Raw genomic sequence first — 19,655 nt, forward strand, 5'->3', positions numbered from 1 at the left:
ACATGAGAATACCAGTGATAATAGATTGTGACCCAGGGCATGATGACGCAATAGCTCTATTACTTGCTTTTGCTAGTGAAAGATTAGATGTAAAGGCAGTAACTATAGTTGCCGGAAACCAAACTCAAGAAAAGACATTAAACAATGCCTTAAAGGTTTTAAGTTTTGCAGGGGTAGATGTGCCTGTAGCAAAGGGAGATGATAAACCCCTAATGAGAGATTTAATAATCGCACCAGAAGTTCATGGAGATAGTGGACTTGATGGCCCAGAACTTCCAGAGTCAAATTTAAAAGCTGTGGATATATCTGCAATTGAACTTATAGCAAAAACAATTAGGGAAAGTGATAGAAAGGTTACTTTGATACCAACAGGAGCATTAACAAATATAGCAAAGTTTCTTTTATGCTATCCAGAATTAAAAGAAAAGATAGAAAGAATATCTCTAATGGGTGGAGCTTGTTTTGGTGGAAATTGGAGTCCAGCTGCAGAATTTAATATATTAGTAGATCCAGAAGCTGCAGATATAGTGTTTAAGTCTGGAATACCAATAACAATGAGTGGGCTTGATGTAACGCATAAGGCTTTAATTTATGATGAGGATGTAGAAAGAATAAGAAATGTTGGTGGAAAAGTTGCTGCGATGGTTGCAGAACTTTTAGACTTCTTTTCTAAATTTCATATGGATATGGGATTTAAGGGAAGTCCACTTCATGATCCTTGTGCAGTAGCTTGGGTTATTGACCCATCAATAATGACTACTAAAAAGCTTCATGTGGATATAGAAACTAAGGGAGAACATACATTAGGAGCAACAGTTGTTGACTATTATGATGTGCTTAAAAAAGAAAAAAATGCAGATGTTGCTTTTGATATAGACAGGGAAAGATTTGTAGATATGTTAGTAGAAGCTATGGAACACTACAATTAAGGAGTGAATTATACATGAAAATACCTGTAATTATAGATACAGATCCAGGAATAGATGATGCCTTAGCGCTATTTTTGGCATTTTCATCGGAAAAGTTGGATATAAGGGCTGTGACTTCTGTAGGAGGTAATATACCTTTAGAAAAGACTACTAAAAACTCTATGGACCTTGTAAGTTATATGGGAGCTAATACGAAAGTAGCTAAGGGGTCAGCTGGTCCTATTTTAAGAAAGCTTCATACTGCAGAATATGTACATGGGGAAACTGGACTCCATTCTGTAGTCTTACCTGACGGAAATATAAAACTTTATGAAAAAAGCGCTTGGGATACCATATATGAAGAGGCTATAAAGTGTGAGGGAAAGCTTAATATAATAGCACTAGGACCTCTTACAAATATAGCGATAGCTTTAATAAAGTATCCAGATTTAGTGCATAAAATTGAAAAGATAACTCTTATGGGGGGATCTTGCTATATAGGAAACACTACTCCGTCAGCAGAATTTAATATATATGTGGATGCAGAAGCTGCAGATATGGTATTTAAATCGGGAATACCGGTAACTATGGTAGGGCTTGATGCAACGCATAAGGCTTTAATTTCAGATGAGGAGATAAACTATATAACTAGCAAAGAAAACAGGATTCGTGAAACTGTAAGGGAGTTCTTTCAGTGTTGCTCAAGTATATGTAAGCTTTATGGTCTTGAAGGAGCAATAGTTCATGATGCCTTAGCGGTAGCTTCGGTTATTAATCCTAATATTATTGAAAAGTATAAATACTATGTTGCGGTAGAAACAAAGAGTGAACTTACTTATGGAAAAACTGTAGTTGATATTTATAATGTTACTAAAAAGGAACCTAATGCAGAAGTTGCTATGAATGTAAATAGAGAAGGATTCGTAGAAATGTTTAGGGAGATGATGTATTCATATGAATAGGGTTGAGTCTTGGGATATGATTTTAAAGGATGCTAATATAATTGATGGGGAAGGAAATATATTTAGTGGAAAAAGTATTTACGTTAAAGACGGAAAGATAGAAAAAATATTGGATCAATATGAAGGGGGACTCGGTGAAGTAATAGAGTGCGAAAGCTATTTTATAACACCAGGTCTTGTAAATTTACACTCTCATGTACCTATGAACATACTAAAGGGATTAGCTGAGGATGTAAATATAAAGGATTGGTTTAATAAAGAAATCTTTCCTTATGAAAGTAAGTTAACACCTATGGATGTATATTATGGAGCCTTACTTGGCATAAGTGAAATGATAGATAATGGAGTGACTTCTTTTGCAGATCATTACTTCTTTGCAGATAAGGTATGTGACGCAGTTATAGAAAGTGGAATAAGAGGAGATATAGCACCTACAATCTTTGGTCTATCTGATAACTTTGAGGAAGTTTTAGAAGATGCAGCGTCACTTATAGAAAAGAGAAGAAATCAAAGTACTAGATTAAGCTTAAGAATGGGTCCCCATGCTCCCTATACGTGTCCAAATGAAAAACTTGAAAAGATTATTAAAAGGGCAAGGGAGCTAAATGTAGGAATTCATATTCACCTTTCTGAAACTTTAGAACAAGTAGAAGAAAGCTTAAAGTCTTATGGAAAAACCCCTTTTAAAATATTAAGTGAAACAGGAGGTTTTGATATCCCTGCAATAATTGCTCATGGACTATGGATTAGTGAAGAGGATTTGAATTATACAAATGACAACACTTACGTCGCGGTATGCCCTAAAACCTATATGAAACTAGGTATGGGTTATGGAGGTTTGTGGAATAATTACGACAGACTTCAACTATGTATAGGAACAGATGGAGCAGCAAGTTCAAATACATTAAATCCATTAGAGCAGTTAAGGTTATTTGCACTTATAGGAAAGGCAGAAGGTAAATCTGAGAACTTTAAGCTGAAGAGCATGTGGCAAATGTTAATGAGAGGGCATAAGGCTTTAGACTTTAATACAGGAGATATTAAAGTAGGATATGATGCAGATTTACTTGTTTGGGACTTGAATATGACAAATACATATCCTATATATAATCCTTTAACATCTATAATTTATAGTAGTGAAAGTAAAAATATCCTGCATTCTATAGTGGAAGGTAAATTTGTAAAAAGAAATGGAAAAGTTGTATTAAAAAATACCTCTTTATGGAATGAAATAGAGAGAACTTCTAAGGAAATTTTAAGTAAAGGAAAAGGAACAAATAAAATAAGTTATTAGAGGAGGAAAAGTATGAAAAAGGCATGGGAAATGGAACATGAATTGATGAGTAATGCTATACCTGTTGTATTAAGCGATGAGGAACAAACTTGGGAAATGGGAGCGCAAGAGATGGAAAATCATATAGAATTTTCTACAAGGCTTGTTTGGAAAAGCAATGTACCAGGTTCCTTTGCTCCTGAAAGAGTAATAATAGGTGCAATTCAATCTATGGAAAATATGGGATACAACGTGGAAAGAGCAGAAGCGTTAATTCCGCTTGGACTTAAGGCATTAGAAGAAGATAATATAATTGAATTAAGTAAGATAACTGCTAGAGTTTATTATGAATTAAACAATGCAAAAAAGGAGTTAGATTCCCATTACTTTAAATATAAAACATATTCCTCTTGGGCAGAGTATGAGAAATCTGTAAGTTTTCCTAAATATGATGAATGTAATATATACACAGAGAAGTTTGAAGAAAAAATTCATGCAGCTTGGATAGCTCAAATATGTGGCGGGGCGTTAGGAACAGCCATTGAAGGCTATACTTCAGACAATATAGAGAAAACTTTTGGCAATGTAACAAATTATGTTAGAAAACCAAACACTTATAATGATGATATAACTTATGAATTAGCATTTTTGAAAGCATTTGATGAAAAAGGATATAATGTAACCTCAATTGACATAGCGGAAGAATGGGTGGGGCTTATTCCCACAGGATGGTCAGCGGAGGATATTGCTTTGAAAAATATTCAAAGAGGAATATACCCTCCTTTAAGCGGGGAACTTAACAACTATTACCGTGAATGGATAGGTGCTCAGATGAGAGGTGCTATTTGTGGTATGGTAGCTCCTGGAAATGCAGGGGAAGCTGCAAGACTTGCGTGGATTGATGGTGTTATTTCACATCACAATAATGGGGTAATAGGAGAAATATTTAATGCTGTACTTGTGTCACTTGCTTTTGTAGAAAATGATGTAAAGGTTATACTTGATAAGACTATAAATTCAATTCCTAAGGATTCAGAATACTATTCAGTAATTGATTTTGCATATAATCAGTGTAAGTCAAATGACAATTGGAAAGAGGCATGGAAGGCATGTGAGGAAAAGTTTAAAATGTATAATTGGATTCATGCATATCCAAATGCAGCTGCAGAAGTAGTGGCTCTTTACTTTGGAGGAAATGATTTTGAAAAAACTATGAATATAATTTCTATGGAAGGACAAGATGTTGATTGTAATGCAGCGCAGATAGCAAGTGTATATGGTGCGATTTATGGATTTAAGGGAATAGATAAAAAATGGATAGATCCAATTGGTGATGATTTAATAACTTATGTTAGAGGCATGAAACATTTAAAAATAAGTGAGTTATCTAAGTGGACAGTTGCAGCTTTAAGGAGAGCTAATAAGGGAGAGTAAGAATGGGTGTTACTATAAAGGATATAGCTAAAGAAGCAAAGGTATCTATTGCTACTGTATCAAGAGTTATAAATAACAAAGAAGATGGTGTAGGCAAGGAGACAAGAGAAAATATACTAAAGATAATGGCAAAACATAATTATATTCCCAGTAGCTTGGCAAGAGGAATGGTTACAAAAAAGACCCATATAATAGGCCTTATATTACCGGATATAAATAATCCCTTTTTTCCTGGAATAGTAAGAGGAGCAGAAGATGCTGCAAGTAAATATGGATATAACATCATACTTTGCAATACCGATGATAAAGAAGAGAAAGAAATAGAACATATACAAATTTTAAAAGAAAAGTCTGTAGATGGAGTAATATATACCAGTACTCTTGAAAATAAAGGAGAAAATATAGAGTTATTCAGAAAGTATAAAATACCTTTTGTATCTATGGACAGAAATGGCCCTATAGATGAAGTCCCTTTTATATCTACTGATGGCGAAATGGGAATGTACAAATTAGTAGAATATTTAATCCAAAATGGGCATACACAAATAGCTTATATATCGGGTAAAAAGGGTATGTATGGAGAGTATAAGAGACTTAGGGGATATAAAAAAGCGCTAAGCAAGTATAACATACCTATCATTGATAGCCTTATAAGATATGGGGATTATAAGATAAGCGGTGGGATAAAGTGTATGGAAGAGCTTTTAGAAAAGAATTTAAAGTTTACAGCAGTGGCTTCAGAGAATGATTTAATGGCAATAGGAGCTTTAGAAGTTTTAAATAATAAAGGAATAAGGGTACCTGATGAAATATCTGTAACAGGATTTGATAATATATTTTTAACTAAAGTGACATTTCCAAAGATTACCACTGTAGCTCAACCAACTTATGAAATGGGATATAATGCTGTAGAATTGCTTCTTAAAATAATAAATAAAGAAGAAATTCCATCTAAGCAAATTATATTGGATACTAATTTAATAATAAGAAATTCAGTTACAAAATTATAATTTAAGTTGCCTTTTATGGCAACTTTTTATTTTTAATAATAAAAATACTTATTTAATAATTAAATCCAAAACAAGAATTGTTTAAGTACGCTTCCTTAATCTTAAAGTATAAAAACCTTGTGGAGGAACAAGCTAATAATACATTTAGTTATAAATTATATAAATCATGCAAGGAAGTGATTCGTTAAATGGATAAAAAGAATAGTAAAAAATTAAGTCTTAAGGCACTTGTATTGATGATTTTTACATCTGTATTTGGATTTGCAAACATGCCAAGATCTTATTATTTAATGGGATATGGAGCTATTATCTGGTATATATTTGCCGCATTTGCATTTTTTATTCCCTTTGCATTTATGATGGCGGAATTTGGATCTGCTTTTGAAAAAGAAAAGGGAGGAATTTATTCATGGATGAGTAAATCTGTGGGTCCAAAGTTTGCTTTTGTAGGAACATTTATGTGGTATGCATCCTATATCGTATGGATGGTTAATATATCATCAAGTATATGGATACCTTTTTCAACATCTATATTTGGAGATGATAGAACAGCTACGTGGGCAGCATTTGGGTTAAACTCAACTCAAGTTATCGGGATATTAGGCATAATATGGGTAGTATTAGTAACTCGCATTGCATCCAAAGGTGTGGATCAAATAACTAAAATAACCTCTATAGGAGGTACTGCAGTAGCGGCACTTAATATAGTTTTGATTGTAGGTGCGGTTCTAATTTTTATAGCAAATGGAGGAACACTTGCGCAGCCGCTTCAAGGAGGAAGGGCATTTATAAGTTCACCAAACCCTGGATATCAAACTACTATTTCTTCTTTGGGATTTTTAGTATTTGCTATATTTAGTTACGGTGGGATAGAAGTTGTAGGAGGTTTAGTTGATGAAACGGAAAATGCAAGAGTTAATTTTCCTAAGGGAATAACGTTAGCTGCGATAGTAATTTCTATAGGATATTCACTTGGAATATTTTTATGTGGGGTATTTACGAACTGGCAAGATGTTTTATCGTCCAATAGAATTCATATGGGGAATGTAGCGTATATATTGATGAAAAATTTTGGATATGAATTTGGAAGAGCATTTGGACTTGGAGAAGTTGTATCGGTTCAAATTGGAATATGGGTAGCAAGATTTGTAGGATTATCAATGTTCTTAGCTTTGACAGGGGCATTCTTTGCACTTTCTTATTCACCCTTAAAGCAGCTTATTGATGGAACTCCACACGGGCTTTGGACTCCTAAAATTGAAGAAACTAAAGATAATATACCAGTTAATGCTATGTGGGTTCAATGCGGTATTGTAGCAGTTATGATTGCGTTAGTATCATTTGGTGGAGAAGGAGCCTCTAAGTTCTTTTCAAGGCTTATACTGATGACAAATGTAGCGATGACATTACCCTACATGTTTTTATCAATAGCATTTCCTGCTTTTAAAAAGAATACTAATATAAGAAAGCCTTTTGAATTCTTTAAAAGTTACTCAATAGCATTTTTAGCAACAGCTCTTGTTACATTAACTGTTGGATTTGCAAATTTATTTACTATAATAGAGCCGACAATAATGAAGGGAGATTACATGTCAACCATATGGATGATTGTAGGACCAGTAGTATTTATTATAGCAGCCCTTATAATCTATGGAAGATACGAAAGAAAAGTTAAAAATAAAAAAGCAGCATAAAGTTAAATAATCATGAGTATATATAGTAAGTAACAAGCTTATGGGAAAGTCCCTTTAAAGGGCTTTTCCATATTAAATGTTACTTATGTAAATAGGGGATGATAAAGTGATAAATAAAGAAAGACTAATTAATAAATTTTTTGAATATGTTAAAATTGATAGTGAAAGTTTTAATGAAAATGAAATGGCACAAACTCTTATAAAAGAGATGAAAGAGTTAGGAATGAGGGTTGAAACGGATACGGCAGGAGAAAATATAGGATCAAATGCAAATAATGTATATGGGTATTTAGATGGAGATTTAACTATAGAACCAATACTATTTTGTGCCCATATGGATACTGTAAAGCCAGGTAAGGGCATAAAACCTATAATTAAAGATGAAGTTATATATAGCAGTGGTGATACAATACTTGCAGGAGATGATAAAGCAGGCATTTCATCTATCTTAGAAGCTATAAGAACTATAAAGGATAAAAATTTGTCTCATGGGCCGATAGAAGTAGTATTTACCATAGCAGAAGAAGAAGGACTTTATGGTGCTAAGGGCGTAGAATATGAAAGATTGGAATCTAAGAAAGGGTTTATAGTAGATAGTTCAAAGGAGGTAGGAGCTGTAATTGTAAAGGCCCCAGCAGAAAGTCAAATTACAGTTAAAATAAAGGGAAAGGCATCTCATGCAGGGGTTGAACCTGAGAATGGGATAAGTGCGATTCAAGTTGCTGCATATGCAATTTCAAATATGAAGCTTCTAAGAGTAGATGAGGAAACTACAGCAAACATTGGGACTATAATTGGGGGAGAAGCAACAAATGTTGTGTGTCCGTATGTTGAAGTTAAAGCAGAAGCTAGAAGTTTAAATATGGATAAATTAAATAATCAAATTGAGCATATGACAGATTGTTTTCAAAAGGCTTCAGAAAAATTCGGAGCAGAGGTTTATGTAGAAAATAAATTGAGCTATAGAAATTATGCAATAAGTGAAGATGATGAAATACTAGAGATAATAAGAGAAGCTTGTGATAAAATAGGAGTAACCTTTAAATTAGAATCAACAGGCGGAGGTAGTGACGTAAATGTATTTGCATCTAAAGGAATAAAGACAGTAAATTTGGGAACTGGAATGTCTAAGGACCATACTGTAGAGGAATATATAAAGGTGAAAGATTTAGTAAATGTAAGTAGACTAGTTCTTCAAATAATGCTTAGAAACAATAAAATTATATAAAATAGAAATTAAAATAAGGGGATAGGGGTGCATATATTTTTGGTTAAAGTAAGTCAGTGGTTTGAATATATAAGTTTAAAATTTGGAATGATTGGAGTATTTCCTAAGTTTTTACTTACATTGGGTATGGCTGGAATGCTATATTCTTTTAATAAAGTTATAGTAAAGAAAGTTGATGAGGCTAATTGGAAGTCAACGAAAATACTGACTACAAAAAAAGTTATTTCTAATATTTTAAGAATTGTTTTTATAGCGATTTTAATTCCTGTATGGGTATATGAAACCAAAGACATAATGACGTTTCTAGGACTTTTTTCAGCAGGACTTGCATTTGCACTAAAGGATTTAGTATCTAGCTTTTTAGGGTGGGTAATTATAAATTCTCATAAACCATTTACTTTAGGGGATAGAATTAAAATTGGAGACAGTATAGGAGATATAATTGAGATAAATTGGTTTTATACAACTATAATAGAAGTAACTCAAACAAGTAATGCATATGGACAAAGCACTGGAAGGCTTATTCATATACCTAATATAAAGCTCTTAAGTATCGAGGTTATTAATGGAACAGGAGGTTTTCCGTATAGTTGGAATGAAATTGAAATAAAGCTTTCAATAGATAGCAACTGGGAAAAGGCAAAAAAAATAATACTTGATAAGGCAGAAGATATTCTTGGAAATATGGAAGAGGAAGTAAGAGAAGCTTTAGACATGGCGGCTAAAACCCAACCAATCTACTATCAAAATCTATCTCATACGGTATATACTTCCCTTTCTGAGGGAAAAGTAGTTCTTACATTAAGATTTATTTGTGGCTCCAGAAGTTTTAGAACTTTGGAACATACTATAGTTGAGACTTTACTTGTTGAATTTAAAAAACACGAAGATATAAAACTTATATAGGTGAATATATGGATAAAGTTATAATGCATGTAGATATGGATGCGTTTTTTGCATCAGTTGAAGAATTAGATAATCCAAAGCTCAAGGGAAAACCTATAATAGTAGGGGGGATTGGAGAAAGAGGAGTGGTTGCAACTTGTTCTTACGAAGCAAGAAAGTATGGAGTTCATTCTGCTATGCCAATATTTATGGCGAGAAAAAAGTGCCCAATGGGTATATATCTTCCTACTAGACATGAAAGATATAAGGAAATTTCTAATAAGGTGTTTGATATACTTTATGAGCTTACCCCTAAAGTGGAACCGGTATCTATTGATGAAGCTTATTTAGACATATCGGATTTGAACATAAACACCATGGATGCGGTAGATTATATAAAATCTAGAGTGAAGAAGGAAATAGGGCTAACTATATCTATGGGAATTTCCTATAACAAGTTTTTGGCAAAACTCGGTTCGGATTGGAATAAGCCAAATGGAATAATGATAATTACAAAGGGTATGATTCCGGGTATTTTACTTCAGTTACCTATTTCTAAGATTCATGGAATAGGTAAAAAGTCTAGAGAGAAGTTAAATAACATAGGAATTTATACTGTAGAAGACCTTTATAAATTACCACAGGATTTTTTCTTTGAATACTTCGGTAAGTTTGGCGTAGAAATTTATGAAAGAATACGTGGAATAGATAGGAGAGAAGTTGAAATCACTAGAGAAAGGAAATCTGTAGGACGTGAAACTACTCTTAAAAATGATATTAAAAATAAGGATGAAATGAAGAGATATTTAAGGGAGTTTTCAAATGAGGTCTCTTGTTATCTGAAAAACAAAGGATTGTTAGGAAAAACTATAACAGTAAAAATTAAGACCTCATCCTTTGAAAATCACACAAGGAGCAAAACGCTGCTAAATTATATTGATGGTGACGAAGATATATTTAAAGTCTCTTGTGAGATATTAGATGCAATAGTATTTGAAGATAGTATTAGGCTCATTGGTCTTACGGTATCTTCACTTAGTGATAACAGTATAAGGCAGATGTCCTTCTTTAGTAACCAGTAACCAGTATTCAAGTTTCAGTAAGTTTAGTTTTGCTGCTAAAAACCTTTGGAACTGATTACTAGTTACTAAAACTCAATAATTTCTCCTCTTTTTGAAATCTTAGCTATGTTTGTTTTACCACTTTTAACTTTATGATAAAACTTCTGTGGCATAGAATAATCGTCCCAAAAGTGCATTGGTATAAATAAATCTGGATGTACTTTACTTATAAAATACTCCCCTCCTATATGAAAAAATTCTTCTAGCCTTGGATCCGTAGGGAAAAAGGCTACATTTATTTTTTTTTCAGCTATTTTCCATATTTCCTTTTTAAAGCTTAGTTCCATAGTCTCTTGATTTTCTATACAGGTATGTTTCCAATGCCACCAATTTAAATCTCCAGCATGAAAAATGGTTAATCCATCAACTTCTATAAAAAAGGATACTCCGATATCTGTAGAATCAAAAGTTTTTATTTTAATTCCTTGAAAGATAAGTTCTTTGTTAGCAAATATAAAATGATAATTCTTTTTATAATCCCGTAAAGGAACATCACAGCTCATAATATATTTAATGTTTGGGTTTATGTCACTCCAGCTAAAAATCACATCATTAAAATGATCATGATGAGCATGAGACACAAATACGTATATATTTTTTTTGCTCTTAAGTGAAGGAATATCTATAATCCCATTTTCCAATGTTGGGTCTAAATTTTGAGGGCAATTGTAGTAATAATCAAATATTAAAAAGAAGTTTTGAGTTTCTACTGCAAATCCATCATGATATAAATAATGTATTTTTGCTTTATTCATATGAACACTCCTCTGTGAAAAGCATGCATATACATTTTAACAATATTTATCTAATTATAAAAGATGAAAAATAAGCTGAATTTTGGGATGATAATAAATTTTATTGTTAAATTACCCCCTCAAATTACAAAAAAATTCCGTATAGATTTATGGGAGTATTTTTGAATGGAAGAGGGGGGTTTTTTTTGCTTGAACAAGGAAGTGTTCTTGATAGAAAATACGAAGTTATTGGGATTATTGGACAAGGTGGAATGGGAAGCGTATATTTGTGCAAGAATATAAACTTGGATACTTTATGGGCGATAAAGGAAGTCCCAAAGGAAGTAAAAAGTAATGTGAATTTTTTAGCGGAACCTAATATACTTAAGAAGCTAAAACATCCAGGTATTCCGAGGATTATAGATATATTTTATGAAAATGATAATTTGTATATGGTAGAAGATTATATAGAGGGTGAGAACTTAAAGGAATGTGTTAAAAGAAAAGGTAATTTAACTACTGAGGAGATATGTAGGATTGCATCAGAAATGGGTGAAATAGTAGAATACTTGCATAGCTTTGACCCTCCTATTATACATAGAGATTTAAAGCCTTCTAATATAATGATAACTCCAGAAGGTGGGGTAGTTTTAATAGATTTTGGAATTTCAAGAGTATATAAGCCAGGTCAAGAAAGTGATACAGTATATATTGGATCAAGGGGATATGCAGCCCCAGAACAATTTTATGGTACTGGACAATCATCTATACAAACAGATATTTATGCTCTAGGGGCTGTAATTTATTTTATGCTTACTGGAAAAGCACCATCTACGGCGTTAGAGCCATTATATGATGAAAACTATGATAAAAATGTAAATGTAGACATAAGAGAAATAATAAAAAAGGCAATGAAAATTAAGGTTGAAGAAAGATATAGTTCTATTAAAGAAATGAGCAAAGAAGTCCATAAGGTCTCAGAAACAGAAGCTACAATTTTAAGAACTAGATTATTCTTAGATAAGGAATCTGTTTCAAGATATACTAAAAAGAGATCTTTACGTAAAGCCTTACTAGTATTCTTTTTAATTATTACCTTAATTATTATAGGAACGTATAGCTTGGTATATAGTTATCAGGAAACCAAAGCTAACAGGAAGGCAAATGCAGGTAATGTTAATAATATAAATGAAAATCTAGAAATAGTAGACTTAGAAGAAAGTGACGTCCCTGCTATGGAAAGCAATACTGATGAAAAGAATAATATAAATACAGATGTAGAAAACAATAAAGAATATAACGACGATGATAAAAAAGATGAGGATAAAAAGGATAAAAATAAGGTAAAGGCTAAGGGCAAATTAAAAAAGTAAAAAAGTTAAGAATTATTTTATATATTTGAATGCAAAAGTATAAACAAAAGTACTTTTGCATTTATCATTTTATGGCAAATAATAATAAAGTTAATAAACAAAAACGTTCGTAAAAAAATGTTGACTTATAGTTCGGTATCTAGTAATATATAAAATTGTGGTTTCAAAAAACTACATGTTTTCGATGGGATTATACAATTTACTACATAAAATTATGATGAAAGAGGGGCAATTTGATGGGAAATTCAAAAGAATTAAAAGGTAGCTTTTTAGATTCATACTTTGGGTTATCTGAAAATAAAACTAATATAAAAACTGAAATTCTTGCAGGTATTACGACTTTTATGACAATGGCATATATATTGATAGTAAATCCAAACATACTAAAGGATGCGGGTATGGATTTTGGAGGAGTATTTACAGCAACAGCATTAGCTACCATAGTGTCAACGCTTATTATGGGAATTTATGCAAAGCTTCCATTTGCTCAGGCACCAGGAATGGGACTTAATGCATTCTTTGCGTATACTATAGTTATAGGAATGGGACATACTTGGCAGTTTGCATTAACTGCAGCATTTTTAGAAGGAATTATATTTATAGCATTAACAGCATTTAACATAAGAGAGGCTATAATAAACTCAATACCTACAAATATAAAGAAGTCAATTTCAGTTGGTATTGGACTTTTTATAGCGTTTATAGGGCTTGAAAATGCAGGTATAGTACTTCACCCAAAGGATGGAGGAACAATACTTGCGCTTGGTAACATAACTTCTGGAGCAGGGCTACTTGCAATAATAGGAGTTATAGTAACAGGAGTGCTTCTAGCAAGAAACATAAGTGGAGCATTACTTTTAGGAATTATAATTACTACACTTATAGGATTACCTATGGGAATAACTAAGCTTCCTACAGGAATAATAAGTGCTCCTCCAAGTCTAAGCCCTGTATTTATGAAATTTGAATGGAATCATATATTTACAGCAGATATGGCTATAGCATTATTTACGTTACTGTTTATGGATATGTTTGATACAGTGGGAACTCTTGTTGGAGTATCAACTAAAGCAGGAATGCTAGATGAGAAGGGAAATGTTCCAAGAGCAAAAGAGGCTCTTTTATCAGATGCTATTGGAACTACATTAGGCGCATGCTTTGGTACAAGTACTGTAGCAACTTTCGTTGAAAGTGCATCAGGAGTTGCAGCAGGTGGAAGAACAGGACTTACAGCAGTATCTACAGCGGGAATGTTTATAATAGCATTATTTTTATCACCATTATTTTTAATGATACCAGCAGCAGCTACAGCGCCATCATTAATATTAGTCGGATTATTTATGTTATCACCTATAAAGGAAATAAATTTAGAAGATTTTAGTGAAGCTATCCCAGCTTTCTTAACAATAATTATAATGCCTTTAAGCTACAGTATTTCCGATGGTATAGTATTTGGAATAGTATCTTATGTGCTATTAAAGTTATTAACAGGAAAACAAAAGGATATAACAATAACAACATATATAATAGCAGCACTGTTTGTATTAAAGTTCTTAATTTAGGAATATAGGTACTAGGTGCTAGAAAAGTGAAAAGTCTCGTATGAGGCTTTTCTTTTTTGTATAAAAAATAAAAACTTGTCAAGAATTTAATAGAAAACTGAGTTTATTAAGCAAGGTGGTGTTAAATTTGAAGGTTGGTATTCCTAAGGGTCTTTTATTTTATAGATATCATAATTTTTATATAACTTTTTTTGAAGAGCTTAGCTTGGAAATAGTACTATCTCCTAATACAAATAAAGATATATTAAATGAGGGAGTTAGATATTGTGTAGATGAAGCTTGTGTACCAATGAAGATATTCCATGGTCATTGTGCTTATCTTAGAGATAAGTGCGATTTTATATTCATACCTAGAATAATGAAGCTTTATGAAAATGAATATATATGTCCTAAATTTTGTGGACTTGTAGAAATGGTTCAAAATAGTATCCCAAATATGCCAACGATAATTTCAGAGCCTATATATGCGGATAGTTTAAAAAGTTTAAAAAAATGGGCTTTTAAGGTAGGCGTTAAATTTACTAAGAATATAGTAGCTATTAATAAGGCCTTTAATGCAGCATTGAAGAAACAAAATGGATACATAGGTGGATTAAATGATAAGGAATTTAAAATAAAGGTGGCATTAATAGGGCATCCATATAATTTGTATGATAGCTATATTAATATGAATTTAGTAGAAAAGCTAAATAAGTTAGGAATAGGAGTTATCACAGAAGAACATATAGGGACTTCTTATATAAATAAAGAGGTAGAAAAGTTATTTAAAAAACCATTTTGGACCTTTGCAAGAAATTCTTATGGTTTTGGAGCATATATGGCTGAAAATAAGCTAGCCGATGGAATAATATACGCCTCATCTTTTGCCTGTGGCATAGACTCTGTAGTAGTTGATCTTATAAAACATAGAATAGAAGGTTTCCCTTTCCTGGAGCTTAAGATAGATGAGCAGACTGGGGAGGCTGGATTTGTTACAAGGCTAGAAGCATTTACAGATATGCTGAAAAGAAAGGAGGCAGAGGTGATATGAAGGTAACTTTTCCCCAACTTGGGAATACATACTTTGCTGTAAAAGCTATATTTGATGACATAGGGATAGAATATATTTTACCGCCTGTAAGCAATAAAACTTGTCTTGAAATGGGTGTGAAGATTTCTCCAGAAGAAATGTGCTTCCCATTTAAAATAATGATGGGGGCTTACATACAAAGTATTGAAAATGGAGCAGATACTATAATTTTGCCTGGAAGCTGTGGGCCCTGTAGATATGGAGAATACTGCGAATTACAAATGAATATATTAAGAAAGCTAGGGTATAACGTTAAATTTATAGTGATAGATGCGCCAGGAGGTATAGGAAAAGATGAACTTTTAAGCAGGATAGCAGAGATAGGAAAGTATTCAAAAAAATCAAGAAACCAAAAAATAGTAGCAGTTTTAAAAGGATATAAAATTATAAGTCTAATAGATGGACTAGAGAGAAAAGCAAGGCTTCTTTCAGGGTATGAGGTAAGTAGGGGGGAGTGTAAAAGGCTATTAAGAGAATGTAAGAAAAAAGCCTTAAGTGCTTTAGGATCTAAAGAAATGATTAAGGTACTTATGGAGTATAAAGAAAAGCTAGACAATGTGAAGCTAGATAAACATAGAAAGCCAATTAAGATAGCTATAATAGGAGAAATATATACTATATTAGAGCCGTTTTCAAACCAGTACATTGAAGATAAACTTATGGATATGGGGATATCTACTCAAAAAAGCTTAACTCCAAGTTGGTGGGTTAAAAATACTGTACTATCTCCATTTAAATTAAATTCCATAAACATAAGAAGAGCTTCTAAAAAATATCTTCCTTTGTATATCGGTGGGCATAGTAGAGAGTGTGTTGGAGAGGCAGTACTTGCACATAAAAATGGGTTCGACGGAGCTGTTCAAATACTGCCCATGGGGTGTATGCCGGAAATTGTATCAAAGTCAATTTTACCAACAATAGCTAGTGATAAAAACTTTCCTATTATGACTTTGGTAGTAGATGAAATGACTGGGCAGGCAGGATTTGATACAAGGATAGAAGCTTTTGCTGATTTGTTAGAAAGGAGAAGAGGTAATAATGTATTATATGGGAATTGATGTAGGATCAGTGAGTACTGATATAGTTTTAATAGATGAAGAAAGTAATGTAGTTGATGGATTATATTTAAGAACTAAAGGAAGACCTATACAGGTTATTCAAGATGGATTTAGAAAACTTAGAGAAAAATACAGGGATGAAGATATAAGGTCCGTAGGAACTACAGGAAGCGGAAGAAAGATTTCTGGATTTTTAGTAGGAGCGGATTCAGTAAAAAATGAAATAACAGCCCATGCTGTAGCAGCGTTGGAGATTGATCCACAGGTAAAAACTATAATTGAGATAGGTGGTCAGGATTCTAAGATAATAATACTTAAGGACGGAATAGTAACAGATTTTGCAATGAATACGGTGTGTGCAGCGGGTACAGGTTCCTTTTTAGATAGGCAGGCAGAGAGGCTCGGAGTGCCTATAGAAAATTTTGGAGTAATGGCTCTTGAATCTAAAAATTCTGTGCGTATCGCTGGAAGATGCGCGGTGTTTGCAGAATCTGATATGATACATAAGCAGCAAGTGGGACACAAACAGGAAGATATAATAAGAGGGCTTTGTGAAGCGCTAGTTAGAAATTATTTAAATAACGTAGGCAAGGGAAAAGATATCAAGGATAAGATATTTTTTCAAGGTGGAGTTGCAGCAAATGAAGGCATGAAAAAAGTTTTTGAAGAAACCTTAGGTACCAATGTATATGTGCCAAAGCATTATGGGCTTATGGGAGCTATAGGAGCTGCAATTTTAAGTAAAGAAAGAGTAAAGGCTCAGGGGTATACTAATTTTAAAGGATTTAATGTTTCTGAAAGTGCATTTAGCTCAGAAAGCTTTGAATGTACGGGGTGTCCCAATGGATGTGAAATAATAAGCATAAAAAGTGATGGCGTAATTATAGGCAATTTAGGAGATAGGTGTGGAAAGTGGAGCAGCGTTAATTCTCAAGTTACCGTTTCAAGCTAAGGGTTATAATTTGGTATGATAAATGCTATGTAAAGAAGTAATCACATATAATTTATGGGAGGTGATTACTTTGAGTATAGATATAACAGAAAAAGTATTGAAATATCTAGATAAAAGGAAGATTCACTCTTTAGTTATAGACTTAATACCTAACGAAACTAATCCAGGATGAGGAACTTGTAGTGGTACCAGGCGGTACTATGAACCCTATGTGTATTTAAAAAATAATAATTTAAATGTAGATAAGTATGAAGTATTTAATATTTTTAATATAGAAGTATTTTTGAGTAAGAAAATATTTGATACGAGGATAGAAGATATAACTATAGACTTAGAGGAAGCGTTTTTTATCAAAAAACTTGTATTAAAAAATTTAGGGATAATACTCCTATAAATACATCTGTTGCAATATTGCATTGTGATGTAATATTGCAACAGATGTATTATATATATTCGTATTAGTAGTAAGTATACAGCTTATGTAAAAGAATTTGTTGCGGTAATGCAACAAATTCTTTTTAATTTCCCCTTATAAATATAGGGTTTCTAATAATAACTAGCTATAAATTATAGTGAATGGTAATAGTTGCTTAAGGTTTAGCATGAATAACACCAATTGGTATAAAATTTGCTTTGACTAATCAGTAAGACTATTATTTATTTTAGGGGGAATTTATTATGACAAATTTAGATAAGTTAAATAATTTAATATGCGATGTATTTAATATTAAGGATAAATCAGAGTTAAGTGATGACTTAAGTCCGGATGAAATTGAATCATGGGATTCATTAGCTCAGGTTGAACTTGTAACTGGGCTTGAAGAAAAGTTTGGATTATCTATAGATGTTTTAGATGCATCTAGAATGTACACTATAAGAGATATAAAAAAAATAGTTAAAAAGTACGGTGTTGAGATATGACCTTTACTGACTATGTGTTCCAGTACTCCAAAGATAGCGAAGATGTAGCAGTAATTGATAATGATGAAATAAGCTATAAAAGTATATATTTAAGGGTTTTACAAATAGCTTGCATGTTAAAAAGCAGCGAGAATAATGAACCTGTACTCTTGATATCGGAAAACTCAACATTTTTTATAACCTGCTATTTTTCGATTATAAAAAGTGGACGAATATGCATACCTATAAATCCTTCTATATCTTTGGAGGATATAAAATATATAATAAATGAACTTTCTATAACGGATATCTTTATACAGCATAAGCTTTTAAATAAGATCGAGGAAATTAATAAAAATTTAATAAATGTATATACAGAAAAAGATATTGAATACATTTTTTATGAAAGAACTATAAAAAATGATTTAAGTGAGGAAGATCAGCCTAATATAGATGAAGAAGATATTGCGGTAATTCTTTTTACTTCAGGTTCAACTGCAAGGCCTAAGGGAGTTATGCTGTCTCATAATAACTTAATTTATAATACCGATTCAATAATACAATATTTAAAACTTACTAGTGAAGACAGAGTAGAAGTTGTACTCCCATTTTACTATTGTTATGGAACATCTCTCCTTCATACTCACTTTAGGGTTTGTGGAAGTTTAGTTATAAATAATAAATTTATGTTTCCTCAAACGGTTATAGAGGATATAAATAAGTATAAATGTACAGGATTTGCAGGGGTGCCAAGTACTTTTCAAATACTTTTAAAAATGACTAATATAAAACAAAGCGAGTTCCCTTCTTTAAGATATGTTACTCAAGCTGGAGGAAGGCTTCCTAATATATTTATAAAAGATATTATGGATATATTAAAAGGAGTAGACATTTATATAATGTATGGACAAACTGAAGCTACAGCAAGGCTTTCATATCTTCCGCCGGATCTTTTAGATCATAAGCTAGGATCTATAGGGAAAGGGATACCTGGCACACAGCTTAAAGTAATAAATGAATATAATCAAGAAGTCAAGCCAGGAGAAATAGGACATATAGTTGCTAGAGGGGAAAATATAATGAAGGGATACTTCAATGATAAGGAAGAAACGAATAAAGTATTGAAAAACGGTTATCTTTATACCGGAGATTTAGGAACTGTAGATGAAGACGGATATATATATATTATAGCTAGAGAAAAAAATATAATAAAAAGTGGGGGGAATAGAATAAGTCCTAAGGAAATAGAAGATATAATTTTAGAAATTGAAGAAGTATTAGAATGTGCTGTTATAGGAGTGGACGATGATACCTTAGGAGAGGCTGTGAAAGCAGTAGTAGTCTGCAAGGAAAGTAATATAACACTTGCAGATATACAAGCGTACTGTAAGGATAAGCTGCCAAGATATAAGGTGCCTAAATATATTGAGTTTGTTTCAGCCCTTCCTAAAAACTCTTCTGGAAAGATTCTTCTTAATCAGTTGAAATAAAT

The 19,655-nt window shown here is 32.4% G+C and carries 17 protein-coding genes; 16 read left to right on the forward strand and 1 reads right to left on the reverse strand.

The window, feature by feature from the left end:
* Positions 1-2 precede the first annotated feature (2 nt).
* From rihA to DP68_RS05565, 9 genes are all read left to right on the forward strand, one after another.
* Positions 3-929 carry a pyrimidine-specific ribonucleoside hydrolase RihA gene (gene rihA / locus DP68_RS05525; protein WP_035307236.1) on the forward strand — a complete coding sequence of 309 codons (927 nt, stop codon included), beginning with the start codon at positions 3-5 and terminating at the stop codon, positions 927-929.
* 14 nt (positions 930-943) lie between these two features.
* Entirely contained in the window at positions 944-1,870 is a 927-nt protein-coding gene (locus DP68_RS05530) for a nucleoside hydrolase (RefSeq protein ID WP_035307238.1), read from the forward strand.
* Positions 1,863-3,164 (forward strand): amidohydrolase family protein, encoded by a 1,302-nt coding sequence (locus tag DP68_RS05535; RefSeq protein WP_035307239.1) that lies wholly within the window; start codon positions 1,863-1,865, stop codon positions 3,162-3,164. Before DP68_RS05530 ends, DP68_RS05535 begins: the two co-directional genes overlap by 8 nt.
* Positions 3,165-3,176: 12 nt before the next feature.
* The gene (locus tag DP68_RS05540) at positions 3,177-4,577 is read left to right on the forward strand and encodes an ADP-ribosylglycohydrolase family protein (protein ID WP_035307241.1); all 1,401 of its coding nucleotides are present in this window, start codon (positions 3,177-3,179) and stop codon (positions 4,575-4,577) included.
* Between the two features lie 2 nt (positions 4,578-4,579).
* On the forward strand, positions 4,580-5,587 hold the full coding sequence (locus DP68_RS05545) for a LacI family DNA-binding transcriptional regulator (RefSeq protein ID WP_035307243.1): 1,008 nt from the start codon (positions 4,580-4,582) through the stop codon (positions 5,585-5,587).
* A gap of 188 nt (positions 5,588-5,775) precedes the next feature.
* Positions 5,776-7,281, forward strand: a complete 1,506-nt coding sequence (yjeM, locus tag DP68_RS05550) for a glutamate/gamma-aminobutyrate family transporter YjeM (protein ID WP_035307245.1) — start codon at positions 5,776-5,778, stop codon at positions 7,279-7,281.
* 106 nt (positions 7,282-7,387) lie between these two features.
* Positions 7,388-8,509, forward strand: coding sequence for a M20/M25/M40 family metallo-hydrolase (locus DP68_RS05555; protein ID WP_035307246.1), 1,122 nt, complete (start codon positions 7,388-7,390; stop codon positions 8,507-8,509).
* Positions 8,510-8,548: 39 nt separating this feature from the next.
* Entirely contained in the window at positions 8,549-9,415 is an 867-nt protein-coding gene (locus DP68_RS05560; RefSeq protein WP_035307248.1) for a mechanosensitive ion channel domain-containing protein, read from the forward strand.
* An 8-nt stretch (positions 9,416-9,423) separates the two neighbouring features.
* Positions 9,424-10,476, forward strand: coding sequence for a DNA polymerase IV (locus tag DP68_RS05565; protein WP_035307250.1), 1,053 nt, complete (start codon positions 9,424-9,426; stop codon positions 10,474-10,476).
* A gap of 65 nt (positions 10,477-10,541) precedes the next feature.
* Here the strand turns inward: DP68_RS05565 and DP68_RS05570 are convergent, their stop codons facing one another.
* On the reverse strand, positions 10,542-11,270 hold the full coding sequence (locus DP68_RS05570; RefSeq protein WP_035307252.1) for an MBL fold metallo-hydrolase: 729 nt from the start codon (positions 11,268-11,270) through the stop codon (positions 10,542-10,544).
* A 185-nt stretch (positions 11,271-11,455) separates the two neighbouring features.
* On the opposite strand from DP68_RS05570, the gene DP68_RS05575 reads away from it, so the two are divergent.
* From DP68_RS05575 to DP68_RS05610, 7 genes are all read left to right on the forward strand, one after another.
* The gene (locus DP68_RS05575; RefSeq protein ID WP_052085661.1) at positions 11,456-12,622 is read left to right on the forward strand and encodes a serine/threonine-protein kinase; all 1,167 of its coding nucleotides are present in this window, start codon (positions 11,456-11,458) and stop codon (positions 12,620-12,622) included.
* Between the two features lie 236 nt (positions 12,623-12,858).
* On the forward strand, positions 12,859-14,184 hold the full coding sequence (locus tag DP68_RS05580) for an NCS2 family permease (RefSeq protein ID WP_035307254.1): 1,326 nt from the start codon (positions 12,859-12,861) through the stop codon (positions 14,182-14,184).
* Between the two features lie 127 nt (positions 14,185-14,311).
* Positions 14,312-15,214: an acyl-CoA dehydratase activase-related protein gene (locus DP68_RS05585; protein WP_035307256.1), complete on the forward strand. Its 903-nt coding sequence runs from the start codon at positions 14,312-14,314 to the stop codon at positions 15,212-15,214.
* On the forward strand, positions 15,211-16,311 hold the full coding sequence (locus DP68_RS05590) for an acyl-CoA dehydratase activase-related protein (protein ID WP_035307258.1): 1,101 nt from the start codon (positions 15,211-15,213) through the stop codon (positions 16,309-16,311). The genes DP68_RS05585 and DP68_RS05590 overlap by 4 nt, the downstream gene beginning before the upstream one ends.
* The gene (locus DP68_RS05595; RefSeq protein WP_035307261.1) at positions 16,292-17,263 is read left to right on the forward strand and encodes an acyl-CoA dehydratase activase; all 972 of its coding nucleotides are present in this window, start codon (positions 16,292-16,294) and stop codon (positions 17,261-17,263) included. The genes DP68_RS05590 and DP68_RS05595 overlap by 20 nt, the downstream gene beginning before the upstream one ends.
* Positions 17,264-17,941: 678 nt before the next feature.
* Positions 17,942-18,184: an acyl carrier protein gene (locus DP68_RS05605; RefSeq protein WP_035307267.1), complete on the forward strand. Its 243-nt coding sequence runs from the start codon at positions 17,942-17,944 to the stop codon at positions 18,182-18,184.
* Entirely contained in the window at positions 18,181-19,653 is a 1,473-nt protein-coding gene (locus DP68_RS05610; RefSeq protein WP_035307270.1) for an AMP-binding protein, read from the forward strand. Before DP68_RS05605 ends, DP68_RS05610 begins: the two co-directional genes overlap by 4 nt.
* The last annotated feature ends 2 nt before the right edge of the window (positions 19,654-19,655 follow it).

The sequence above is a fragment of the Clostridium sp. HMP27 genome (genome assembly GCF_000765165.1).
GTDB lineage: Bacteria > Bacillota > Clostridia > Clostridiales > Clostridiaceae > Clostridium_AK.